This is a genomic window from Trichocoleus sp. ST-U1 (genome assembly GCF_039961835.1).
In the GTDB taxonomy this organism is placed as follows: Bacteria; Cyanobacteriota; Cyanobacteriia; order Cyanobacteriales; family FACHB-T130; genus FACHB-T130.
Genome location: NZ_JAMPJZ010000018.1, coordinates 44,601 through 71,514 on the forward strand (window position 1 = coordinate 44,601; position 26,914 = coordinate 71,514).

The following is a 26,914-nucleotide window of genomic DNA, read 5'->3' on the forward strand; positions in this document are numbered from 1 at the left end:
ACGCACTCCTACTCCTTCCGCGACCAACATCAAAAATCAAGACCTGTCCATAGGGAACTATAGCCCAAAAGCATCAACTACACCCTCGCAATGCCGTGAATTTCAGGCTCTGACAACCCAGAAGACACGGATTTTAAATGAGCTAATCGTTGCGTTTTGTTAACTAAATTTAATCCCTCTTGACTTTTTAACACTAAATATGGAGGTGCAAGCTAAGTTGCATCAATACTTGACCAAATTTGAATTATTGTTAAGTGGCTCGAAATACCCAGTAAACCTAGTCCTATCATCTACAAAGATAGAGGGTGTGGTTTTACAACCCTTCCCTCTCAGCGAACCCTTTAAAACGGGTATTCCATAAATTGGGGAAAGTAGTTCTTCAAAGAGCCTGCTTTCCTACCCATTAAAATCTAATTTTCTAATGGGACAGAACTCGTTCCTTGTCTAGAGAGAGGAGAGTCCTCATGACAATCAGTCCTCCGGAGCGAGAGGAGAAAAAAGTAAGGGTTGTTGTCGATAAAGATCCAGTGCCTACTTCCTTTGAGAAGTGGTCGCAGCCGGGTCATTTTGACCGCACCCTTGCTAGAGGTCCAAAAACCACCACGTGGATTTGGAACCTTCACGCCCTCTCGCATGATTTCGATAGTCATACCAGTGACTTAGAAGACGTATCTCGGAAAATTTTTGCCGCACACTTTGGTCACTTAGCCGTGATCTTCATCTGGCTAAGCGGTATGTATTTTCATGGCGCTAAGTTTTCAAACTACGAAGCTTGGCTAGCTAATCCTTTAGGCGTCAAGCCTAGCGCTCAAGTCGTTTGGCCTATCGTTGGTCAAGATATTTTGAATGCCGATGTGGGCGGTGGCTTCCACGGGATTCAAATCACCTCCGGCTTGTTCCAGGTTTGGCGGGCAGCTGGCTTCACAAACACATTCCAGCTGTACTGCACTGCCATCGGTGGCTTGGTAGCAGCAGCTCTGATGCTGTTTGCTGGCTGGTTCCACTATCACAAGCGGGCTCCCAAACTGGAATGGTTCCAGAATGTAGAGTCAATGCTAAACCACCACCTAGCTGGGTTGCTGGGTCTGGGGTGCTTGTCTTGGGCCGCTCACCAAATTCACGTGGCGCTGCCCACCAACAAGCTCCTGGATGCAGGAGTTGCCATCAAAGATATTCCGCTGCCTCATGAGTTCATCTTGAACCGTGACTTGATGGCCCAACTGTATCCCAGCTTTAACCAAGGGTTGACGCCATTCTGGACTTTGAACTGGGGCCAGTATGCTGACTTCCTGACGTTCAAAGGCGGTTTAAATCCCCAGACAGGTGGATTGTGGCTGTCAGATACGGCACACCATCACCTAGCCTTGGCAGTACTCTTCCTGATCGCCGGTCATATGTATCGGACGAACTGGGGGATTGGTCACAGCATTAAGGAAATTCTAGAGAACCACAAAGGTCCCTTCACAGGCGACGGTCATAAGGGTCTCTATGAAAACATGACCACATCCTGGCACGCGCAGTTGGGAACCAACCTTGCCATGCTGGGTTCTGTGACCATCATCGTGGCTCACCATATGTACGCGATGCCTCCGTATCCGTACCTTGCCACTGACTACGCTACTCAGTTGTCCATATTCACCCACCACATGTGGATTGGGGCATTCTTGATCGTTGGCGGAGCGGCTCACGCTACCATCTTTATGGTGCGGGATTACGATCCGGTAGTGAACCAGAACAACGTGCTGGATCGGGTGATTCGTCACCGGGATGCAATTATTTCCCACCTCAACTGGGTTTGTATCTTCCTAGGCTTCCACAGCTTTGGCTTGTACATCCACAACGACACGATGAGTGCTTTGGGTCGCCCCCAAGATATGTTCTCGGATACGGCGATTCAGTTGCAGCCGGTGTTTGCTCAGTGGGTGCAAAACCTGCACACTCTGGCTCCTGGTGGCACAGCTCCTAACCAGCTAGAACCAGTAAGTTATGCCTTCGGCGGCGGGATCGTTGCTGTAGGCGGTAAGGTGGCGATGATGCCAATCGCGCTGGGTACGGCGGACTTCATGATCCACCATATTCACGCTTTCCAAATTCACGTCACTGTTCTAATTCTGCTGAAAGGCTTCTTGTTTGCCCGTAGCTCTCGTCTGATTCCAGACAAGATGAATTTGGGCTTCCGCTTCCCTTGCGACGGTCCCGGTCGTGGTGGTACCTGCCAGGTCTCTGGTTGGGACCATGTATTCCTGGGTCTGTTCTGGATGTTCAACACCATTGCGATCGCGGTTTACCACTTCAGCTGGAAAATGCAATCCGATGTGTGGGGCACAGTCAATGCTGATGGAACGGTGGATCATATCACCGCAGGCAACTTTGCGATGAGTGCCATCACTATCAATGGCTGGTTGCGTGATTTTCAATGGGCACAAGCTGCTCAAGTAATTCAGTCTTACGGTACAGCCCTCTCAGCCTACGGTCTGCTGTTCCTGGGCGCTCACTTTGTGTGGGCCTTCAGCTTGATGTTCCTATTCAGCGGTCGTGGCTACTGGCAGGAGTTGATTGAGTCGATTGTTTGGGCTCACAATAAGTTGAAGGTTGCCCCTTCTATTCAGCCTCGCGCTCTGAGCATCATTCAGGGTCGGGCCGTTGGGGTAGCTCACTTCCTCCTGGGCGCGATCGTCACGATATGGGCGTTCTTCGAGGCGCGAATCCTTTCAATAGGATGATTTAAGCCTGAGTAACGAGTGCTGAGTAAAGAGTATGATGCTCTGAGTCCTCAGCACTCAGCACTGATAATTGAGGAGACTATGGCGACAAAATTCCCCAAATTTAGCCAAGACCTCGCTCAGGACCCGACTACACGTCGGATCTGGTACGGGATTGCAACGGCTCACGACTTTGAAAGCCATGATGGCATGACGGAAGAAAATCTTTATCAAAAGATTTTCGCTACTCACTTCGGTCATGTGGCAATTATCTTCCTGTGGGCCTCTAGCCTCCTGTTCCACGTCGCCTGGCAAGGTAATTTTGAACAGTGGATTAAAGATCCGTTGAATGTGCGTCCTATCGCTCACGCGATTTGGGACCCCCACTTTGGTCAACCGGCAGTAGATGCCTTTACTCAAGGTGGTGCGACTTTTCCAGTAAATATTGCCTACTCAGGTGTTTACCACTGGTGGTACACCATCGGTATGCGGTCAAATAATGATCTGTACCAAGGTGCAGTGTTCCTAATTGTCCTGTCTGCAGTCTTCTTGTTTGCAGGCTGGCTGCACCTACAGCCCAAGTTCAGTCCTAGCCTTTCTTGGTTCAAGAGTGCCGAGCCTCGGCTGAACCACCACCTGGCAGGTCTGTTTGGCGTTAGCTCCTTGGCTTGGGCAGGTCACTTGATTCACGTTGCGATTCCCGAATCTCGCGGTCAGCACGTAGGTTGGGATAACTTCCTGACAACGCTGCCTCACCCCGCAGGCTTGGGACCGTTCTTCACCGGCAACTGGGGCGTCTACGCTGAGAACCCAGAGGCTGCTGGTCATGTGTTCGGTACCTCTCAAGGTGCAGGAACAGCGATTCTGACGTTCTTGGGTGGCTTCCATCCCCAGACACAATCGCTGTGGCTGACGGATATGGCTCATCACCACTTGGCGATCGCAGTCATCTTCATCATCGCCGGTCATATGTACCGGACTAACTTTGGGATTGGTCACAGCATCAGAGATATGCTGAACGCCAAAAACTTCTTTGGCACCAAGACTGAAGGTCAATTCAACCTACCTCACCAAGGGTTGTACGACACCTACAACAACTCTTTGCACTTCCAGTTGTCTATACACCTGGCAGCGCTGGGAACTGCTACTTCCCTAGTAGCGCAGCACATGTATGCGATGCCTCCCTATGCATTCATCGGGAAGGACTTCACAACTCAAGCAGCGCTCTACACACACCACCAGTACATTGCTGGTTTCCTGATGCTGGGAGCATTTGCCCACGCAGGTATCTTCTGGGTACGTGACTACGATCCAGAACAAAATAGAGGTAACGTCCTCGATCGAGTACTCCAGCATAAAGAAGCGATCATCTCGCACCTGAGCTGGGTCTCCCTATTCCTGGGCTTCCATACCCTGGGTCTGTACGTTCACAACGATGTTGTGGTTGCCTTCGGGACTCCCGAAAAGCAGATTCTGATTGAGCCGGTATTTGCCCAGTTCATTCAGGCTTCTCACGGAAAAGTCCTCTACGGCTTGGATACTCTCCTGTCTAATCCTGATAGCGTTGCCTCGATGGCTGGTGGGCCTTGGCTTCCCGGTTGGCTCGATGCTATCAACAACGGTACGAACTCTCTGTTCTTGACAATTGGCCCTGGCGATTTCTTGGTTCACCACGCATTCGCCCTCGCCATCCACACCACCACCCTGGTTTTGGTCAAGGGTGCGTTGGATGCTCGTGGCTCCAAGCTGATGCCCGATAAAAAGGACTTCGGCTACGCCTTCCCTTGCGACGGCCCCGGTCGTGGCGGTACTTGCGAACTCTCCGCGTGGGATTCCTTCTACCTCGCTGCGTTCTGGATGCTGAACACCATTGGTTGGGTAACCTTCTACTGGCACTGGAAGCATCTGGGCATTTGGCAAGGCAACGTGGCTCAGTTCAATGAGTCTTCTACTTACCTCATGGGCTGGCTGCGCGACTACCTCTGGCTGTACTCCGCTCAGTTGATCAACGGGTATAACCCCTACGGCATGAATAACCTGGCGGTTTGGGACTGGATGTTCCTGTTCGGACACCTAGTTTGGGCTACTGGTTTCATGTTCCTGATCTCTTGGCGTGGTTACTGGCAAGAGTTGATCGAAACCCTTGTCTGGGCACACGAGCGCACTCCTCTGGCGAACTTAGTTCGTTGGAAGGACAAGCCGGTTGCTATGTCCATCGTCCAAGGTCGCGTGGTTGGTCTAGCTCACTTTGCAGTTGGCTATGTCTTGACCTACGCCGCGTTCCTGATTGCCTCTACTGCTGGTAAATTTGGTTGATCTCCTGTAGTTCGCTGGATCAATGCATTTTAGGTAATTAAAACAAAATCCCCTGCCTTCTGGTAGGGGATTTTTTTATAAGGTTGTTTTGGCTAAAACTCTCAAGGAAAATGTAGCTTAAAATGGCGAAGTATCTTATATAAAATGTCTAATAAAATAGCAACTGTGAGTAACTTAAACATTAATGGCATCACCCATGAGCTAATAAAGATTCAAGAGCAAAATAGTAATTGTAGTTTGTGGCAATTTAGAAGCTTAATCAGTGCTAATCAATATCTTCGGCTATATAAAATTTTTTTAAAATATGTTCCTAAAGGAAGTGAAGTATTAGATTGGGGTTGTGGGAACGGTCATTTTTCTTATTTCTTAGTAAAGGCTGGCTATAAAACCTCTGGATTTGCTTTTGAGGACTTTTGTGTTCGGGAAACTCTAAACAGCTCAACTTATGAATTTAGAAAAGGGAGTGCTGAAGATCCAACAGCCATTCCCTATCCAGATAATAAATTCAATGCAATCGTATCTGTAGGGGTTTTAGAGCATGTCAGAGAGACTGGAGGAAATGAAATTACCAGCTTACGGGAAATCTTCCGTTTGCTCCAACCAGGTGGCGTTTTTATCTGTTACCATTTTCCGAATCAGTTTAGTCTGATTGAAGCGATCGCTTCCCGGTTGCCTAACAAATATCATCATCAATATCGTTATACTCGCCAGTCAATCAAAACGCTTTGCCAAGAAACCGGATTTGAGGTTCTAGAAGTCCAGCGTTATGGTTTTCTACCCAGAAATATGTGGGGCGTATTTCCCAAAGCAATCGGAAATTTCCCACTGCTGGCATGGAGTTGGGATTTTTTAGATGACATTTTGGCATATCCTTTCTCTGTAGTCTGTCAAAACTACTTGTTTGTCGCTAGAAAACCCTTGGCAAAATCCTCTGAATGATGATCGCAAGCCTTTGGTAGCAGCGTACAAAGCGATCGCTCTTTTAGGGTGACTTAAACGCGATCGCCCAAATATCCCCTTTCCATCAAAAGCGCTGACCCGTGGTTACTTCAAGTCGGACTTCTCCCTGGTCGCTAATGCCTAAATCGCCGCGAATCAACCCAAAGGGCGACCTGACGCGCAATCCTAATCCGTAACCAAAACCACTCCCCGGTTTACCGCGCAGCAAACCCGGTTGCCCAAGCACCGTGTCACCAGACCCCAAATCTGAGCCGTAGTCAGCAAAGACAACCCCTCCCAGCCACTGCAAAATTGGGAAGCGATATTCGATTGAAGCCAAGGCATAACTGCGACCGCTAGCAACTTTACCAGAACCATAGCCGCGCACAGAATTGAATCCGCCAAGATTAAACGCCTCAGTCGGAGGAAATTCGCCAAGTATCGTCCCAGTCTGCAAATTTAAAGCCACCATTTCTGGATTTTCGGTTTCCCTACCCTTGCCAATCCAGCTGACTGGGACATATTGAATATAATTCGCTCGCACTCGGTTACTCAAAATACTGCCCAACCCAATCGGAATCGACTGTTCCGTGGTCAGGGTTAGCAGCGAACCCTGAGTCGGATTGGAACGGCGATCGCGCCGATCTCTCGCCACGCCGAACGACACCGTTACCAAGTCATCAATGCCAGTTTTGCTGACAGATAAGGGAGTTCCCAATTCATCCACCCGTGCAATATTGAAATCAGCATCGCGGGTACTAATCCGGGTGTAGTTCAAACCCAACGATCCATCCCAGCCATTGAAAGAACGCAACACCGCCACACCGCCGCCAAATCGTCCTTCCCGTGTACTATCGCCATTGGGCAACTCGATTTCATCGGTGAAGGTGCGGGAATAATCCCGATTGCGAAACGCTCTAACGCTATATCCCAAGCGGTTTGGCTCCCCAGCCCGATAAGGGCTGGTAAACTGGGTATTAAACTGGACATCCTTACCACTCACCTGAAGTTTGGCAGCTAAGCGATCGTTGACACCGTTGATATTGGCGTCTCGATAGCTTACCGAACCGTAAAGCCCGATGTCGCCGCTATTGCCACCCCCTAATGTGATAGAAGGAAAGCGATTCTCCTGGATGTCATAGATGATGTTAACCCCGTCGGTGGCTTCCTCCACAACAACATTGACATCCTCAAAAGACTCTAATCGCCTCAATCGCTGCAAGTCTTCCTGAAGCAAATCCTCACGAAATACCTCACCCGGCTTGAGTTTCAGTTCGCCAATAATAAAATCTTTTTTGGTGCGACTGGGTATCGGTCGATTCTGGTTATCGACTGACTCCCCTTTGTTATTAACAAAGCGGATCTGCACATCTTTGACAATTCTGGAGGCAACCTCAGCAGTCTGGACGCCCTCCCCACTGGACACTGGCGGTATCGTTTGTGGCAGATAATCACCGTATTTGGCATCATATTCAACAACAGGAATGGGATTTGCTGTCTGAGCCAATCCTGGCGTCACCTGGGTTACGGCTGGAGTCGCAGCATCCTCAATGGGTGCCGATGTCGCCATATCGCCCGAAGTCGTCTGGGCAGGGGGTGGGGAGGATGCGATCGCTCCTTTTGTTTCCCAGATTCCCAGCGTTGCCACAATCAAAATTGCAAATGTTTTAAGACCCATAAAATTAGCTTAATCGGCTGGCTACCATTGTGCTTGGCTCATTGGCTTGTATCCTTGGCTAGGACTGGCTTTTGAGGCGGGCAACAGACGGATCTATTGCAGATATCAAGTGAAATGGTATCAGTAACAACCAAGTAAACGTCAAGGATATGAGTATTCAACAGGCATTTAACACAGCAGCAACTGAGTACGACAAGCTCCGACGCACCCTGATTCCCTGTTTTGATGACTTTTACCAAACAGCCATTCAGGTTATCCCATTTGACCGCACAGCAGCCCTAAACGTTCTCGATTTAGGTGCAGGGACCGGACTTTACTCAGGCATGGTTCAGGCAGTGTTTCCGAATGCTGAATTTACACTGCTGGATCTCGCGACTGAGATGTTAGAGCAAGCAAAGGCTCGATTCCAGCAGATGGGCAAATCTCCCAAAATATGGATTGGAGACTACGTTAAGACAGATTTGAGCGATTCCTATGACCTGATTATCTCCGGCTTATCGATTCATCATCTGTCTGATTCAGAGAAGCAGCATCTTTATCAACGAATTTACGATGCGCTCAAACCTGGAGGGATGTTTGTCAACGCCGATCAAGTTTTAGGCAGAACACCCCAACTGGAGCAATTTTATCAACAACAATGGCTGAATACCGTGCGCGATCGCGGGATCTCCGAGGAGCATCTCCGAGCCGCTCAACATCGGATGACCTACGATCGTCTAGCACCTCTCGACGCTCAAATCCAATGGTTGGAAGCAGCCGGTTTTCAGAACGTAGACTGCTGGTATAAGCATTACAGCTTTGCCGTGTTTGGTGGATCTCGTTCTGCTGAGTCGGAGCCAGAGATACAACCACCCACCATTCAAACACAACGGTTAACCCTCCGTCCTTTCACCTTGCCAGATGCTCCTGATGTGCAACGCTTCGCCAGCGCCCGCGAAATTGCTGATACAACACTAATTCCTCATCCTTACGAAGATGGGATGGCTCAAGCGTGGATTAAGGCTCATTCGGCAGCATTTAAGGAAAAGAAAGCCATCACGCAAGCGATCGCACTCCGGGAAACTGGAGAACTCTGTGGGACGGTTAATCTGATGATTGATGCCAAACAGAACAATGCGGAGATCGGTTACTGGATTGGCAAGCCCTACTGGGGACAAGGCTACTGTACTGAAGCAGCAAAAGCTCTACTGCAATATGGCTTCGAGGTACTTAAATTGCACCGCATTCATGGGGCGCACTTTTCGCGCAATCCAGGTTCGGGACGAGTCATGCAAAAACTTGGGATGCAGTATGAGGGATGTCGTCGTCAACATTTACGGAAAGGAGAAACCTTTGAAGATATCGAACAATACGGCATCTTGAAAAGTGATTGGCAGCAAATGATTGGTCAAAATTACTAACTGCTTACCTAAAAATGCAGAAAAAAACCGGCTATGGCACAACCATCTTTACCAAAAATTATCATCTTCGACACTACAATGCGGGATGGAGAACTTGCGCCCGGTAATCAAAATGGATATTCATCAAAAAGTCCAGCTTGCCAAGCTTCTAGAGGAGATGCGGGTTGATGCCATTGAAGTGGGATATCCAGGAGCTATCCAGAAAGATTTTGATGAAATTTTTCTTGTTTCCAAACAAATCAAACAATCAACCCTTTGTGGATTAGCAAATTCTAAACCGAATGAAGTGATGGACGTTGCTTTAGCAATTAAACCAGCAGCACGAGGCAGAATTCATATTTACACCCAAGTTAATTTGAAACATCAATCAACCTAGGCTGAAGAACAAACGTTAGAAGCGATACACGATTCTATTGGACTTGCCAGAAACTACTGCGCGGATGTGGAGTGGAGTGCTTTTGATGCTCCTCGAAGCCAACCGGATTTTCTTTGCAAAGCAATTGAAACAGCCATCAAAAACGGTGCCAGAACAATCAGTATCCCTGACAGCCTTGGTTTATCGTCGCCAATAGAATTCTCAGGGTTGCTGAATATGCTCTTTAATCGGGTGTCAAATATCGATCGGGCTACGATTTCTGTCCACTGTCATGATGATATGGGATTAGCAGTAGAGAACTCAATCGCAGCTCTCAGTTGGGGTGTCAGGCAAATTGAATGCTCGATTAATGGACTGGGAACAAGGAAAGGGAATGCTGATTTGGGAGAAGTCGTAAATGCAATTATTAATCATCCAAATTATAACGTTGATATTGAGAAATCTTTAATAGGTCGAGCCTCGGAGTTAGTTACTAAAATCTCCGAATCTGTAAAGTGAAAATAAAGTTATTCGTTAATTATTTTAATTTCAATATCTAAAAATATTTACCGATAAACATTCTATGGATAATCAGCGTAAGCTAACTACTTTAATGCAGGAAAAATAAACCTAGTTAAAATATAAGTTATTTTTTTAAGTATTGTATTACGTATAAACAAAAAACTATCAGAAGATGATATTGCAACAACAATGAATGAAGGGGGCGGGGAACTATTTTTATAAAAATAGCAACTTTTACTTACTGGAAAGTTGAGGTTTAAGGCAAGAATGCCCCAAACGGCTTTTTCTCGGAATTTAATAATTTATTTCTAACAACACTGACAAATAGCAGTTATAAGTTGATGAGTATTAACCGCGATCGCAAGCGGCTGTCAGTAAACTGCGAAACGTTATAGACTGAGTACCAAATGGACGGGCAGAGTAAAAATATGATGCTGCCTACTTTAGAGATCGTATTGCTAGGTGGCTTTCGCCTAACTTATGACGAAAAGCCGGTGACAGACGTGAGCGGGGAGCGATCGCAATCGTTGCTGGCATATCTGGTGCTGCACAGAGGCACGCCTCAGCCTCGTCAGCGGCTGGCTTCCCTGTTTTGGGCTGACTCAACAGACGAGCAAGCCCGAACGAACCTAAGAAGAGAACTGCACCACTTACGGCGGGTTTTGCCGGACGCGGATCGATTCATTGAAGTAGATACGAAAACGCTACAGTGGCGCTCAGACGCACCTTTTACGTTAGATGTTGCAGAGTTTGAGCGGACAGTGGCTCAAGCGGAGGAGGCAGAACGAGCGGCTGACCGGAAAACCGTCCGAACCCTGTTAGAAGAGGCGGTAGCCCTCTATCAGGGGGATTTACTGCCCAACTGTTACGACGAATGGATTTTTCCGGAACAGGAACGACTGCGACAAATTTTTATCCAAGAATTGGAATGGTTGGTTCGCCTGTTAAAGGAGCAACGGGATATCCGGACGGCGATGCGCTATGCCCAGCAGTTGTTAGAAGCGGACTCGCTCAACGAAGCAACTTATGGTGACTTGATGCAACTGCACGCGCTTAATGGCGATCGCGCGAGTGCCTTGCGAATCTACCACCGCTGCATGACGCTTTTACGGGAAGAGTTAGGAATCGATCCTAGCCCGATTACCCGCGACCTCTACGATCGCCTGCTGAATGAAGATTCTGAAGGGATAAGCAGTCGAGAAAAAAGCTTTGAATTACTCAATACAAATTCTGAATTAAATACACCCCCTCAAAACGACAGGCAACCTCGTTGCGATTGGGGCGAAATCATCGATGTAAGCCTATTTTACGGACGGACAGAAGAGCTAAACACGCTCAAGCAGTGCATTTTACAGTATCGCTGTCGGCTAGTTGTCTTATTAGGCATAGGTGGAATTGGAAAAACTGCCTTGTCCGCCAAACTAGCGCAGGAAATCCAGGGAGAATTTGATTTTGTAATTTGGAGATCGCTACGAAATGCTCCCACCCTCCAAACTCTTTTGCACGACTCGATCTCTTTTCTATCGGAACAACAAGAGACGGGCGGTGAGCTTGAACGACTAATATATTGGCTGCGAAATTCTCGCTGCCTAATCGTTCTAGACAATGCAGAAACCCTTTTTCAGGTCAGTTGTCCGGGGCAGTATCGTCCGGGATATGAAGGCTACGGGGAACTGCTGCGAGCGATCGCAGAAACCGCTCATCAAAGTTGCCTGGTGCTGACCAGTCGGGAGAAGCCTGCTGAAGTCGGCATCTTAGAAGGCGTAGTTGATGGGAATTCACCGTTACCTGTGCGAACCTTGCAACTGAGCGGCTCACCAGAGGCAGCTCAAGCATTAATTCAAGCAAAAGGATTGATTGGAACTGAAGCACAACAACAGCATTTGTGTCAGTTCTACGGCTGTAATCCTTTGGCATTGAAGATTGTTGCCACTTCCATTCAAGATGTTTTCGATGGCAAGATTCAAGATTTTCTCGCTCAAAATACCACAATTTTTAATGGGATTCACAGACTGCTAGACCAGCAGTGTCAGCGATGCTCGCCCCTAGAAAAAACAATTATGTTTTGGCTTGCCATTAATCGAGAATGGACAACCTTCTCGGAATTGGCAGAGGATATCGTTCCCACCGTTTCTCGTGCAGACCTACTGGAAGCATTGGGTTCTCTCAGTTGGCGATCGCTGCTCGAAAAGCAGTCAGGCAGCTATACCCAGCAACCTGTGGTGATGGAGTACATCACTGAGCGATTGATTGCCCAAGTCTGTGAAGAAATTCAACATTTAGAAGTCGGAAATGGGGAATTGTTAGCAGAAAACCAGAGACCCCTGATTTCCATCCTGCACAGCCACGCCTTGCTCAAGCCTCAGGGCAAAGACTATATCCGAGAGATTCAGATTCAACAAATTGTTAAAACCGTTTTAAACACTTTAATGACCCGACTGCACGGGCAATACAACGTTGAGCGTCATTTGACTCAACTGCTTTCAAAACTACGAAATGAATGGTCGAGACAACCCGGATATGCAGGTGGCAATATCCTCAATCTGCTCGTTCAATTGCAAAAAGACTTAACAAGTTATGACTTCTCCCATCTCACCCTCTGGCAGGCTGATTTACGAGAAGTGAATTTACATCAGGTCAATCTTGCTGATGCCGACCTGTCCAAAGCTGTGTTTACAGAACCCTTGAGCTTCGCCCTCGCCGTTGCTTTTAGCCCCGACGGACAACTTCTAGCGACTGGGGATACTAACCGCGAGGTGCGGGTGTGGAGAGTAGCAGATGGGAAAAATTTACTGACCTGCCAAGGACATACCAATTGGGTTTGGTCGGTCGCTTTTAGTCCTCAAGGGAATATCCTGGCGAGTGGTAGCGATGATAAAACGATTAAACTGTGGGATCTCAAGACAGGGCAATGCCTCCAGACTTTGCAAGAACACGCCCATCAGGTCTGGTCGGTCGCCTTTAGCCCGGATGGTCAAACCTTAGCCAGTGGGAGTGAGGATCGAACGGTCAAGTTGTGGGATGTCAAGTCAGGACAGTGCTGTAAAACGCTTCAGGGTCACGAAAATTGGGTGCGATCGGTAGCGTTCAGTCCTGACGGAAAAACCTTAGCGACTGGCAGCGACGATCGGACGATTAAACTGTGGGATCTCAAAACCAGTCAATGCTACCAAACCCTGCAAGGACACGCCGAGCGAGTTTGGTCGGTCGCCTTTAGCCCGGATGGTCAAACCTTAGCCAGCAGTAGTAGCGATCGCACCATTAAACTTTGGAATTTTAAGACGGGTGAATGCAGCCGAACTCTCAAAGGGCATGGAAACTGGGTGCGATCGCTTTCTTTCAGTCCGGATGGTCAAACGGTAGCCAGTGGCAGCGAAGACCGCAGTGTGAAGCTGTGGCGAGTTCGGACTGGGGAATGCTACCAAACATTATGGGGGCACCAAAATTGGGTGCGGTCGGTGGCGTTCAGCCCGAATGGAGAAATCCTCGCAAGCGGTAGCGGCGATCATACCGTTAAGTTGTGGCACGCCCCTACAGGTAAATGTCGCAGAACGCTACAGGGTTATGCGAACCGAGTGCGATCGCTGGCATTAAGTCCGGATGGTCGCATTTTGGCAAGTGGGAACGACGATCGCACCGTTAAATTGTGGGATCTGGGCACCGGGAAATGCGTTCAAACCTTGCAAGGTCACACTAGCTCAGTTTCGGCTGTTGCTTTTAGCCCAGATGGTCAGACTCTCGCTAGTGGGAGCGGCGACCAAATGGTGAAGCTTTGGGATCTTGACACCGGACGTTGTCGCCAAACCTTGCAAGAGCATACTTGCGGGATTTGGTCAGTTGCCTTCAGCCCCGATGGTCGAACCCTTGCCAGTGGCAGCGATGACCAGACGGTGAAGCTTTGGGACGTGCAGACGGGACAATGCCAACGTACCTTGCAGGGACACGCCAGTTGGGTTTGCGCGATCGCTTTCAGTCCGGATGGTCAGACTCTGGCGAGTGGCAGTTACGACCAAACAGTGAAACTTTGGGATGTCCAGACGGGACAATGCGCTCAGACATTCCAGGGACATACCAATTGGGTTTGGTCAGTTGTCTTTAGCCCAGATGGTCAAACCTTAGCGAGTGGAAGTGGCGACCACAGTATTAAGTTATGGGACGTGCGGACAGGAGAGTGCCGACGTACATTGACCGGACACACCAGCCGAGTTTGGTCAGTTGCTTTTAGTCCAGATGGTCAAATCCTTGCCAGTGCCAGTAGCGACCAAACGGTAAAGCTTTGGGATGTCCAAAACGGTTCTTGTCTTCATACCTTGCAGGGACACACCAATTTAGTCTGGTCAGTAATCTTCAGCCTTGATAGCCGCAGGGTCGCGAGTGGCAGCCAGGATGAAACGATTAAGCTTTGGGATGTGCAGACGGGTGAGTGTGTAAAAACCTTAAGGGCGGATCGACCTTATGAGGGAATGAACATCACCGGAGTCACCGGATTAACAGACGCCCAAAAGGCTGCATTGAAGGCGCTGGGGGCAGTGGAAACTGGGAGCCGGGGAGAGAATCAGCCCCGATTCTTGGCTCCCCTAATCGGGCGAGAGCGGGAATGGGCGACAATCTGTAATTGGATGGCATCCGATACCCGGATGGTCGTTTCAGAAATCCTTTTACTGGTTGGCGAATCGGGAATTGGGAAGACGCGCCTGCTGGAAGAACTTGCTGCCGTTGTCACGAGCAACGGTCGCGTACTCTGGGGACGCGGATTTGAGGCGGAAATGCTGCGACCTTATGGAATTTGGATTGATGCACTGCGGGTGATCGCTCGTGATTCAGGATCGCAATTGCCAGCAGAACTGAGTTCCCTATTTCCAGAAATGGAGGGAAGAAGAGATCCGGGCGATCGCTCTCAGCTATTTGATGCGGTAGTCAACCTGCTGTCCCAACTTTCGAGCAATGGCAAACGAATCGTCATTATCCTAGATGATATTCAGTGGCTGGACGAGGCATCTACGGCACTCCTGCATTATGCAATCCGCCTGCTGGGTCATTCCTCCGTTCGGTTTGCCCTCTCTGCTCGTCAACGCGAGTTATCAGATAATGTGCCTGTGTGTAAGCTGGTGCAAGCGCTGCGGCGGGAGGAGCGGGTGCAAACCATCTCACTGCCACTATTAAATCAAGCGCAAGTGGTTCAGCTGACTCGCTCGATTAATACCGATGTGGATGGAAACCGCGTCTTTGTAGATAGTGGCGGGAATCCCCTATTCGCTCTAGAAGTGGCTCGTGCCCTAGCCCAGCATGACACGGCTTACTCCGACAATCTGGAAGCCTTGATTCAAGACCGATTGCGGCAACTCGACGAACCGGCGCGAGAACTTTTACCTTGGGCAGCTGCATTGGGACGAAGTTTCAATCCGACAATCGTGGCACGGGTTGCCGACTATCCGCTCTCTAAATTACTTTTAGCCGTGGAAGAACTGGAGCGGCAGGGGATTATCCGTCCAGGAGCTTTATTAAATAACGAAACTGGCTATGACTTTGCTCATGATGTTGTGCGGAAAGTCGCTTATCACCAGTTGTCAGAACCCCGCCGTAAATTAGTGCATTTGCAGATTGCCCAGGCTTTGAATCGTCTCTCGGTTCCTGACAACGCCCTAGCCAGCGATGTCGCGCATCATGCATCATTGGGCGGTCATGATTCCTTAGCCGCCTCAGCTTTCCAGGCAGCTGCCGAACGTTGCTTGCGCCAGTTCGCCTACTCAGAAGCATCGGAACTGGCTCAACGGGGAATTCAGCATTGCCGGAACCTTGAAAAGACTTTACGGGTTCGACTTCACATCGGGCTGCTAAAAGTCTACGTTCTGGCAGGAGTTACCAGAAATCAAATTCCCCAACTCGAAAATAACCTGCATCAACTGATTGCCGAAGCCAGCGCCCTTGGTTTGAAGGATGAAGAAGCGATCGCGCTAGAAGCTTTGATCGTGCTGAACTACGAGCGAGGTAATCTCATGGGTGTTCGGGAACACTCCCTCCAAGCAGTGGAACGAGGACGATTGGCAAGTCCGGCGACCACCGCCCGAATGCTAGCTCACAGCGGTTGGTGCCTCGCCGAAACCGAACGCGAGATGCCCCGTGCTGAGGCGCTGTTGCTAGAAGCACAGCCGCTTGCCGCGAGAGTGGGACTTGAAATTATCGATATTCCCTGTGGTCTGGGATGCGTGCGCCGTCATGCAGCAGATTTCCCGGCGGCGGGTTCTCTTTTGGAACAAGCATGGCGAATGGCGCAGGCGGAACAAGATCGCTGGCGAGAGTCTGCTTGTTTGACTTATCTGGCGATGACCGAGTTGGAAGCGGGCAATCCGACAGCGGCGATCGCTTACTCCGAGGAACTGGCAGCAGTTGCCACAAAAATTAGTGGTGAAGGCAGCGAAGGCCCATTCGCCGTTGCCCTGAGTTCGCTCGCCCGTTATGTTATCGGAGAAATGGGTGCTGAAGAAGCACTTGAGCCAGCATTATCCACCCTGCGTCGGATCGATGCGAACCGAATGCTAGCTTATATCCTGAGCTTTGCAGCGGCAAGGGATTTGGAAAGGGGTCGCGTTGAATTAGCGATCGCTCGCGCTCAAGAAGCACTTCATGCCGCGCAAATTGTGGATCATCCCAGTGAAATTGCCCTAGCTGGGGCTGCACTCATTCGGGGAAAGTTAGCTTTAGGCGAACATAAGCGTGCAGCAGAGCTATTTCAAAGCTTACAGCACCAAATTGACCCTCGCGTCTTGAGCGTTCGTGCCCAAACTGCCATCAATCGCTTACCGCAGGAGCTGAGGACTAACGCAGAGATCCCCCTTGCGTCCCCCTGAAAAAAGGAGACTTTTCCAGTTCCTCCCAATTTATCGGGGGGTTAGGGGAATCTAGGCTTCAAGTTTTCAGTGCGTAAGTCCTGTATTTAAAAACCTAAATTGCTCAATCAATCAGGAGGAAAATATGGTTCGTGTCCTTGTAGAAAAGATATTTGAGCCACCGATCACCGAACAGAAGTGGAACCACGATCTTGAGATCGGAATACCTTGTCACCGGGCACACAATGTTCATTGGATTCGCTCAATGATGGCACGCGATCGGGCTAAAGTAATTTGCGAATTTGAGGCACCTGATGCTGAGACTGTCCGGAAGTCCTTTCGGAAAGCTGGCTTACCCTTCGCCCGGATCTGGACAGTTGATATTTTAGAACCATCTGTTGGATCAAATGTATCAACCCTGTCTAATTGCTCTTAATCAAAAAACCTTTGTAGTCTCACTTTCAGGTTGAAGAAACAGTAATGATGCGATCGCCCTCACCAATGCCTCTGGCTCCACAGGCTTAGGAATGTGCTGTTGAAATCCTGCGGCGATCGCTTGTTGGTAATCCATCTCGGCAGCATAGGCAGTCAGCGCGATCGCTGGAATGTTTCCTCCTTGGTCTGGTTTCAGACTCCTCACCTGTCGCATCAACATATAGCCATTGATTTCTGGCATTCCAATATCGCTGATGATGACATTTGGCTGGGATTGGCTTAGTGTTGTCAGCGCTGCAACGGCTGAGGCTACGGAGGTCACAGTTGCACCATATTGCTCCAACAGGAAGCACAAAAACTCTCGCATATCTGCATCATCATCCACCACGAGAATTTGTAAGCCAGACAAAGGTAAGGAGTCAAAAGTCAGAACTGAGAGGTTGTCTTTTTCATCCGACTGCCTTTCTCTATCATTCTGCAAACAGGGAAGCTTAATTAGGAAAGTTGCACCTTGTCCTTCCCCCAGACTTGATACACTTACGGTGCCGCCGTGAAGTTCTACGAGATGGCGGACGATTGCCAGCCCTAGACCCAATCCCCCAAAGGTTCGGGTGGTGGTACCATCTTCCTGACGGAAATAATCAAAGACATAGGGTAAGAACTCAGGTGCAATCCCCTTGCCTGTGTCAGTTACGCGGATTTGAGCCTGCGCTTCGACCTGCTCTAATGCGATCGCGACCTGTCCCCCAGCCGGAGTAAACTTAACCGCATTGGCAAGGAGATTCCAAACGACTTGCTGCAATCGATTGGCATCACCGGAAACCTGTCCTACGCCCGGTTCGAGGATAGTCTGAATCTGGATAGATTTGGCTTCGGCTGCTAAACGCACCGTCTCGATTGCGGCTTCAATCGTCGATACCAAGTCAACCGGGTAGACGTTGAGGCTCAGCTTCCCTTGCAGGATGCGGGAGACATCAAGCAAATCTTCAATTAATTGGGTTTGTAACTTGGCGTTGCGCTCAATAGTTTCTAAGGCGCGATCGCTGGTTGCCGGATCGAACTTGCGGCTCCGCAGAAGCTTTGCCCAACCCAGAATCGGATTAAGCGGCGTTCTCAGTTCGTGAGAGAGAACGGCTAAGAATTCATCTTTGACCCGGTTTGCCGCTTCCGCCGCACTTCGCGCGGTTCGTTCTGCTTCGTAGAGATGGGAACGAGCGATCGCTTGGGCGCATTGTTGGGCAAGTGCCAAGATAAAAGCTTGGTCATCCTCGTTAAGTTCTTGTGGCTCAGTAAAGCCCAGAGACAACCCTCCAACTGCCCGACCCTCTACCATCAGCGGAATCGAAACCCACGTCCCAAAGTTAAATTGACTATAGGCTTCAGCCAGGTGAGGGTAACGAGCAGCTCGTTTTTGTGACGTTTCACCCCAAACAGGTTGCCCAGTCCGTACCGCCTCTGCTAGAGGGACTGCTGTGTCGATGGAAAAACGTTGCCAACCATCGATTTGATTCACTTCATAGCCAACCGCCCGCACAATTTCCAGTTCAGTACCGCTTTCATTGAGCAATGCCACTAGAGCATAGTTGGCACCCAAGGCAGCCATGCCCTGTTCGACGATGACTTCGGACACTTGGGTGGGTGTGAGCGATTCTGAAAGGGCAGCGGTAATGGACTGGAGACGGGCAATTCGCTCTGCTGCCCGCTCCGCCGTCTGTTGCGCCTGCTGCGCTTCCCGATAGAGGCGGGCATTATCAATAGCGATCGCTGCCCGATGAGCAATATCTTCCGCCAGCGAGAGATCGGCGGTGTTGAAACGATGAGCAGATTCAGCCGTGACAAACGAAATGGCACCGAGAATCCGCCCCCGTGCCATCAACGGTGAGATAATATAGGACTTTAAACCCAGGTCCCGCAGAATTCGCAGATGTTCTGGATCTTTGACTGCTTCTGCCAGGACTGCATCTGAAATTTCCGCCACCATTTCTGTTTGCCCAGTACGCAGCACCTTTGGTACACCTTCCGGTGCATTCAACGGTCTAGGATAACGCTGATGGAGTTCCCAGGCGAGTTTCACTTTCTCCGGATCTCGGTGGGCAACGGCGACCCGATTAATTGATTGGTTGTCTTGCAGGAGGTCAACGCCGCACCAGTCTGCGAAGTAGGGCACAACTAGGTTTGCCACGCTGGAGAGCGTGCTTTCGTAATCGAGGGAAGAGGCGAGGGTGGCACTGACTTGAGCCAAAAACGCGGCTCGCTGTCGGTCAGCTTCTGCTTCCTGGCGGGCGGTTTGCTCTGCGTACAGTTGGGCACGTTCCGCTTCAGCCTGTTTGCGATCGCTAATATCTTTGTTGATGCCCACAAAAAAGAGCGGCTTGCCAGCCTTGTCGTAAACAAGCTTTGATGTTGTTTCAATCAACACTTTCGACCGATCTTTTCTCACACAGGGAACTTCACCACAAAATCCTCCGGTTTCCTGAATAGACTGGATCATTTGGGCGGTCATCGTTGCTGCAATGTCAGGGTGATGTAAGAAATTCAGGGGTTTAGCGATCGCTTCGGACGCCGTATAGCCGAAAATCTGTTCCGCGTTGCCCAGCCAACGTTGAATATTTCCCTCCAGATCGGTTAACACAACAGCATCGGGCATTTGCTCCAAAGCAGCCTTAGAAATCAGCAGAGATTCTTCAGTTTGTTTGCGCTCCGTGATGTCAATTACAACACCACTCATGCGAGTCGCTGTGCCCGCTTCGTTGAAAAAGGCTCTTCCCCGGCAAGCAGCGTAGCGAATGCTGCCGTCATCCCGGATAATTCGATATTCCAGATCGTGTTCCACGCCTTCGTGAATCGCTCGGGTCAAAGATTGCGCGAGCGATTCCCGATCCTCTGGGTGCAGACGAGCCAACACTGCTTCTGAGGTGGCAACAAACGTTCCAGGAGTGACTCCAAATAGTTGATAAACCTGCTCATCCCAGTCAAACCGATCGTTGAGAATGTCCCAACTCCAAACACCGATTTGGGCGGATTTCAACGCTAGGTTAAGTTGTTCTTGACTTTGTGCTAACCCTTGATAGAGACGAGCATTCTCCAGGGAAATGGCAATTTGAGCTGCTAAAATTTCCAGCACGGAAAGCTTGTCGTGTGTAAAAGCGCCTGGGATAAAGTTGTTTTCTAAATATAAAATTCCCAGCAAGTTTGACTGACGGGCGATTGGTAAGCAAAGTACAGACTTCGGTTGCTTTTGAATCACATACTCGTCTTCCGAAAATAGATTCTGCTCTGTGGCATCGGGCAAAATCACAGTTGATTGAGTTCGCTGCACATAATTCAGCACTGACTGAGGCAATGCAATTTCACCCGCCAATTCAGGTCGAAAAACATTAAGTTTTTCTGCTTGGGAATTTATTTTCGCTTCGACTTCTATCACTAGATTCTGCTCGTGAAAAAGCAGCAAATAACCCAGTTCGGCTCCTGCTTGCTCAAGCGCAATCTGCATCAATGTCTTCAAAAGTCGAGAGAAGACAATTTCGCTAGAAATAGTTTGAGACGCCTTAACAACCGATAGAAAGTCAAGTTGCTCCCCCGTGCTTAAAAACGTTTCGTTGGAGGCAGGGGGCTGTTGCGGCAACGGTTGCGGCAATAAGGTCGGATAGAGCTGCTCAAGCTGCTTGACCTTGCCGAGCGCCTCCCAGCGCCGATAGGCATTCCTGGCTTCTTGCAGATAGGTTTTAGCGATCGCTTCAAACTCCCGATCTAAGTAAAACTTAGCTGCTAACTCATACGCCAAGGCTTCATAATGCACAAATTTCTGCTCGCGGGCACAGCGAATTGATTGCTCATACAGGCGCATTGCTTCCATGTCCCGACCCTCAATTCGAGCTATCTCCGCCCCCACTAATTGAGACTTATGTAAGAAGTTAGCAGGGCAGTGGCTCGCCCAATCCTGCAATTGACGCTGATGCATTTCTAAGGTTTCTAAAAACCCTTCCTGCTCTTCACAAGATGCAGTTGGATAAAGAGCCGCCAAGGTCAGCGAGTGATACAGAACATAATCGGTTTCGATTGGTAATGCCAGGGTTGTAACTGAAAACACGGACACTTGTAAGGCAAAGTTTAGCGCCTCCTCATACTGTTCGTAGGTGAAAAACACAATTAATTTGATGATGTGATAAAAGATAATTCCACTTACGAAGCCTGCATCCGTAAGGATGGAAAAAGCGTGCGATTCATCGAAATTATCATCACTTAGAGTCAGGTTGTGGTAGGTGAGTCCGCGTAAATTCAGGAGAAACTGCTGCTGCAATCTAATCGTCTGATAGGCAGCCTCATGCTTAGATTGCTGGGCAAAGTTAACGTACTTTTGAATTAAATTATACGTTTCGGGAAGTGGACTTCCTACCTGAATAATCTGCCAAGAGCCTTGATAGCCGTTGTAGTTAGCCATCGTCACATCACCTGCTTCCACACAACCGATAAAGCCTCGCTCTAAAAATGGAATATCGGTAGAAATATGGTTCCGCCAAACGTTGATATGACTGCCATGAATGTGTAGAACTGTTCCTCTGAGTTTCGGGTCATTCAACTTCTCATTTAGTTGAATCGTCATCTCGGAAAATGCGTAGCCTGTCGGAATATCACGGAATATAGAAACCAACAACATCGCATACATACTATAAGCAAAACAGGAGTCTTCCGTATTGCCATACGTCAGCGAATAATTGACTGCTTTGAGTACAACTAGAGGAAAAATACTTGGTCTGCCGAGATAAGCAGGCGGCCCTACAGTTGTCAGCAGACCGATGAGTGTCTTAAGATTTGGATCTTGGAGCGTTGGGGCGTTGAGTAGATCGGAGACTTGTCTGTCACCTAAATTTGCCAATACCTGGCTTTTTTCGATAGCGATCGCAACCTGCACTTGCTCCTCTGAATCCGGGAAAGTCACCCCAAAAATTTTTAAAGCTTCTAATCCGAGTGCTAGTGCCTCCTCATACCTACCTGCAACTTGATAAAGTCTGAGCTGAAGTATATAAATATTCGCTTTGTCTATATAAGATTTGGCTTTGATAAATAGAAGCTTAAATAGAGCTTCCGCCTCCTCTAAATTACCCGTTAAAAATTCGCATTCAGCTCGTTCTTTAACTATAGTAAATGTTTGTTCATAATGGTCAAGCCAAGAATCTTCATTTAAAAGATTTGCAGCGACAGCAAGCATTCTTTTCGCAGGTGTGTACGCAGTGGAGGCTTTTGCCTTCTTAGCAGCAATTAGATTTAGGCGAATTAATTCGTCTTTTTCTGTCCGCTCAGTAATCAAACCAACAGCTAGATTAAGTTGATTCACTAAATCAAAAATCTGTTCTTCCAGTTGAGCAGAATTGAAACTTTTAAGTAAAAGTCGCCCAATCGTAAGGTGAACTGCTTGCTTTTGTTCATCATCAATCAAGGCATAGGCAGCTTGTTGAATGCGATCGTGATAAAAGCGATAGCTTTTCTCAATGCTTTCAGTTGCCTCTGTTGGGATGATGAATCCTCTCAGAACCGCTTCCAAAAGTGTGTTGGCTGTTTGCTGAGGAGATATTTCACCGACGATTGCTAAAACTTCTAAATCAAAACGATTCCCGATACAGGAAGCTAACTTGAGCAACTGTTGAGTTTCGGGCGGCAGTTTTTGCATCCGCCCAATCATCAGATTGACAATATTATCCGTAATGCCTTGGGCTTCAATCTGGGCTTGATCCCATTGCCAGACGCGATGGTTGCGATCGAACGTCAGCAGATTTTCTTGGTACAGCGTTTTGAGAAACTCGTTGACAAAAAAAGGATTACCATCGGTTTTCTGGACGATTAATTTGGCAAGAGATTCTGACCGTCCCGGCTCACAATGTAGGGTTTCAGCAATGAGCTGATTCACATAAGTAAGGTTGAGAGGAGTGAGAACAATTTCGGTTATTTTTGCCCCACCTTGACGAATCTGCTCCATCATCAAACTGAAGGGATGGAGCAGATCGACCTCGTTATCTCGAAAAGCCAGAATAAAGCAAAGATGCTGGAGACTTGATCTCGTGACGATGGTTTGAATCAAATTCAAAGTGGCGCTATCTGCCCACTGCATATCATCCAAAAAGACAGCCAGTGGATGCTCTTTTTGAGCAAAGATACTGATAAAGTTTTGAAACACCAGATTGAATCGATTTTGGGATTCAGCGGGTCCCAAGTCTGGTATAGGAGGTTGTTCGCCGACGATGAGTTCAACTTCTGGAATCACATCGGTAATCAGTCTGCCATTATTCCCGAATGCGGCTTGGATTCGCTTTCTCCAAGTGGCAAGTTTATCTTCAGGTTCCGTCAAAATTTGCCGAACGAGCGTCTGAAAAGCTTGAACAAGGGTGGAATAAGGAATATCTCGTTTGTACTGATCGAACTTACCAGAGATAAAAATCCCACGTTCTCTTACGATGGGTTTTTGGATCTCGTTCACGAGAGAAGATTTACCAATCCCAGCATATCCAGCGACGAATATAAGTTCTGGCGTACCTTGGCTAACAACTCGCTCAAATGCTTGTAAAAGCTGTGCAATTTCTCGCTCTCGCCCATACAATTTTTGGGGAATTTGAAACCGCTCTGAGATATCTTGTTCGCCTAAAGGGAAAGATTGAATTTGTCCAATTGTCTCCAACTGTTTTAGGCATCGTTCCAGATCGAACTGCAAACCCAAAGCACTCTGGTAGCGATCTTCTGCAACCTTTGAGAGCAGTTTCATGATGATGTCAGATAGCGATCGCCCAATCTCCGGTCTTACCTTTGTGAGTGGTGGCGGCGATTGGGCAATATGACAATGCACCCACTCTAAAGGGTCTTTGCCCTGAAACGGTAGCTGACGGGTCAGCATTTCATAGAAGGTGACTCCCAAGGAATATAAATCGCTGCGATGGTCAATCCCGCGATTCATTCGCCCAGTTTGCTCTGGCGACAGATAAGCCAAACTGCCTGCAATCTGGCTGGAACTGCTGACCATTTGCTGTTCGTAGGGGATAAAAGCAGCAATCCCGAAGTCAGCGATTTTGACCTGATGCGTTTCCAGATTAATGAGAATGTTCTGCGGCTTAATATTTTTATGGACAATGCTATGGCTGTGAATTTGGGCGATCGCATTGCTGATTTGAATGGCAATTTTTAAAAACGGAATCGGCTCCCGAAAGTCTTCTAGAAGCCGATCGAGCGATCGCCCGCCAAAATCCTCCAAAATCAGATAAGGAATGCCCTGATGCACCTCTAAGGCGTAGGCTTTAACTGCTCCGGGGGTGTTCAACCGTTGGGCGATCGCATACTCATGTCTGAGTTGCTCAATATTATTGGGCGTACAGCACTCTGGACGTAGCCCTTTAATAATCACCGGACGCCGATCTTCAACTCTGATTCCACGGTATAGGACGGCTTTTATCCCTTCTTTGAGCAAAGTGACAATCGTAAATCCGGGTAACTTCAAGGTCATGTCAACAGATCCTATAGCCGTGCTTCGTCAGAATAGTCAGAGGCCAATGGTGCTTCAGACTCATCTGCTAGATTTAACTAGAGTAGCAATCGCTTCAACCAGTTTTTCCGCTTCTCCAGGCTTGGCAATATGCAGATGGAATCCGGTTGCGATCGCGTACACCCCTTTGGGCATGAAAACAGCGAAGCGAGGCGTTAGCCTCGCGCCGACCTATCGGTTAGCTCATCTGTAATTACCCCAAGATGGCATAAAAAATTGAAAAATTCGATGCTTGAAAGCTGACAAACTACTGACCATTCTCCTGTAAGTATTTAGTCATCATTTCGGCTCTCTTGACAAGACCAGCCTCCTGACGCTATCTGCGACAAGCTTAAGGGATCTCTAAGACTGACTCGGACAGATTTTCCTAGTTCTGAGCTACAGAATGCACAATAACAGTCATCCCCATTTAGACAACCACTAGGAGATAACGATAAGACCCCCCATTCCGTAGGTTTACCCTACCTCCTGGAGAGTCTTCTGATATTGGTACTTATGCGATCGCTCAACTCTATGATGGCTTGGGGAAGAAAGTGCAACTGGACTACCCTCTTAGTAACAGTTGCACCACAGCAACAACGGAATCAGTAAAAGTAAAGTCTTGGATTCAGAGAATACCCGAAAAAGCGATCGCTGATATCTGCGTCCAGACCATTTAGTTTTACTATCCCTTGCTTATTGACTACTTTTAGAGCAAACCTATCAGAAATTTTCTGATTTCTGAGTTTTGCCTGCATTGTTGTTTTCAACCCAATCAATCGCTGAGTTTAAATAACTGCGTGGTTTCATTTGCACACCACCATTCTTGTTACTCTTTCCAATTAACAGATGTTGCTCTCAATTTGCCATCACCGATAATCGTGTGAACTTTGAAAGAGCCGCTTTGTCCTGGATTTAGCGTGGAGGGTTCTGCATTGACAGAACTACTTTTAATCACCTTGCCATCTAATCCAACAACGTTATAGGTGACTTCAATCGAATGAACTGTTTTTTGGGTTTCGTTAATGATGCGACCCGTCAGAATATCCCCATCAGATGTTTGGTCTGCGATGATGACTTGAGGTTTCTCACCGCATAGTTGGGTGAGGTCTAAAGTTCTGCCATCCGATGTCTGCATATAGCAAAAGGGCATATCAATCTCAGAAGCTGACGCCCTCACAGCTTGTAAATTGGTAATCCATGAATTGCCAGAAGATTGATGATTGCCGAAGAAAATCGAAGCAATCCAGAAGGAAATTGTTAAAGTAAGGGTTTTTTGCATAGTGTTAACAGTTGGTGAAAACATAACAAAATTTCAATCTGTCTTAACAGATTTGAGGGATGAGTCTGAATTTAATTCAAGGCAGTATTCAAGGCTAAATTCTAAGTTCAGAGCTTGAGTGTTGGGCTTTTTCAAACACCCAGTATTGGCTCGCCCGGTGTTAAAACCCTAGCCATAGTGAGGGAATAAAAAGTAATCTCTTGGCTAAGGCAGTTGAGAAAATTCCAATGCCTTGCTAACCCAGGTTGCTAGTTATCTCATTTGGGTTGTGAGGTGCTAGTGAGGTGCTACATTAACGATCCTTCCAGCCCCCCAATTTATCGGGGGGCAAGAAGTCTATATGTTGCAAACAGAAAACAAAATGGTATTAGAGCATTGGAAATCGACTCGCAAATTGTACCCAGTTACTCAGCAATGGAGTAACTCGCAACTCCCGTACCTGGTGGTAGTGAGCAAACAACCTCATAAGCTCCGTTAGCAGTTTGAGCTACAGGTCCCGTGAAGTTGAACACATGCTTCTTCGGAGTACCTGTAGCACCACCGCTAAGTGCGATTGTTAATTTCTGGAATTGAAAACTTAGAGAGTTCGGCTGGTTAGCCCGCAGCTCGCACTGTAGGGTTGTAGACTGAGCGTTTCTGCTGAATACATGCACAAAAGCAAGAGGTCCTGCGCTGCCATTTTCAGTCCCTGATGTAATGTCCCGAACAACAGGACAATGTAGGTTAATGGATGTGGTACCTTGAACTGAAAACTGTCCAGCTGCACGACTAAATTGCTGATTAGAAGCGGAAGTCTCAGGCTGACACATACTTCCAGCGTAGACTTTATTATCTCCAGCTAATGCTGCGGTGGGAATGGCAGCAGTGAATAATAGAGTGGCAGAAAATGCGATCGCTACTTTTACACGTTTTATGTTGGACATCATAGAAGTTGCTCCTTGGTATTTGCGTTGT

Annotated in this window: 11 protein-coding genes and 1 pseudogene; 8 read left to right on the forward strand and 4 right to left on the reverse strand. The window is 48.2% G+C overall.

Annotation, left to right across the window (positions count from 1 at the left end; all coding sequences use genetic code 11):
* Positions 1-464 precede the first annotated feature (464 nt).
* From psaA to NDA06_RS09465, 3 genes are all read left to right on the forward strand, one after another.
* Positions 465-2,723, forward strand: coding sequence for a photosystem I core protein PsaA (psaA, locus tag NDA06_RS09455; protein ID WP_190410333.1), 2,259 nt, complete (start codon positions 465-467; stop codon positions 2,721-2,723).
* An 81-nt stretch (positions 2,724-2,804) separates the two neighbouring features.
* The gene (psaB, locus tag NDA06_RS09460) at positions 2,805-5,018 is read left to right on the forward strand and encodes a photosystem I core protein PsaB (RefSeq protein WP_190410332.1); all 2,214 of its coding nucleotides are present in this window, start codon (positions 2,805-2,807) and stop codon (positions 5,016-5,018) included.
* A gap of 165 nt (positions 5,019-5,183) precedes the next feature.
* Positions 5,184-5,957, forward strand: a complete 774-nt coding sequence (locus tag NDA06_RS09465; protein WP_348251710.1) for a class I SAM-dependent methyltransferase — start codon at positions 5,184-5,186, stop codon at positions 5,955-5,957.
* Positions 5,958-6,042: 85 nt separating this feature from the next.
* Here NDA06_RS09465 and NDA06_RS09470 read toward each other — a convergent pair whose 3' ends face one another.
* Positions 6,043-7,635, reverse strand: a complete 1,593-nt coding sequence (locus NDA06_RS09470; protein WP_199323957.1) for a BamA/TamA family outer membrane protein — start codon at positions 7,633-7,635, stop codon at positions 6,043-6,045.
* A gap of 149 nt (positions 7,636-7,784) precedes the next feature.
* Between NDA06_RS09470 and NDA06_RS09475 the strand changes: the two genes are divergently transcribed.
* The 4 genes and pseudogenes from NDA06_RS09475 (at position 7,785) to NDA06_RS09490 (ending at position 17,175) form a co-directional block, all read left to right on the forward strand.
* A complete protein-coding gene (locus NDA06_RS09475; RefSeq protein WP_199323958.1) occupies positions 7,785-9,035 on the forward strand; it encodes a GNAT family N-acetyltransferase in 1,251 nt (416 codons plus the stop codon).
* Positions 9,036-9,192: 157 nt separating this feature from the next.
* Positions 9,193-9,909: pseudogene (locus NDA06_RS09480) on the forward strand (2-isopropylmalate synthase).
* A gap of 431 nt (positions 9,910-10,340) precedes the next feature.
* Positions 10,341-16,760 (forward strand): AAA family ATPase, encoded by a 6,420-nt coding sequence (locus tag NDA06_RS09485; RefSeq protein WP_190984674.1) that lies wholly within the window; start codon positions 10,341-10,343, stop codon positions 16,758-16,760.
* Between the two features lie 124 nt (positions 16,761-16,884).
* Positions 16,885-17,175 carry a DUF4242 domain-containing protein gene (locus NDA06_RS09490; protein WP_190410329.1) on the forward strand — a complete coding sequence of 97 codons (291 nt, stop codon included), beginning with the start codon at positions 16,885-16,887 and terminating at the stop codon, positions 17,173-17,175.
* Here the strand turns inward: NDA06_RS09490 and NDA06_RS09495 are convergent, their stop codons facing one another.
* Positions 17,176-24,660 (reverse strand): AAA family ATPase, encoded by a 7,485-nt coding sequence (locus tag NDA06_RS09495; protein ID WP_190984675.1) that lies wholly within the window; start codon positions 24,658-24,660, stop codon positions 17,176-17,178.
* Here NDA06_RS09495 and NDA06_RS09500 point away from each other — a divergent pair.
* The gene (locus NDA06_RS09500) at positions 24,659-24,892 is read left to right on the forward strand and encodes a hypothetical protein (protein ID WP_190984676.1); all 234 of its coding nucleotides are present in this window, start codon (positions 24,659-24,661) and stop codon (positions 24,890-24,892) included. The two genes, NDA06_RS09495 and NDA06_RS09500, sit on opposite strands and share 2 nt — an antisense overlap.
* Before the next feature lie 615 nt (positions 24,893-25,507).
* On the opposite strand, the gene NDA06_RS09505 is transcribed toward NDA06_RS09500, so the two are convergent.
* On the reverse strand, positions 25,508-25,960 hold the full coding sequence (locus NDA06_RS09505; protein WP_190984677.1) for an FxLYD domain-containing protein: 453 nt from the start codon (positions 25,958-25,960) through the stop codon (positions 25,508-25,510).
* Between the two features lie 404 nt (positions 25,961-26,364).
* Positions 26,365-26,886, reverse strand: a complete 522-nt coding sequence (locus tag NDA06_RS09510) for a hypothetical protein (RefSeq protein WP_190984678.1) — start codon at positions 26,884-26,886, stop codon at positions 26,365-26,367.
* Positions 26,887-26,914: the final 28 nt, after the last annotated feature.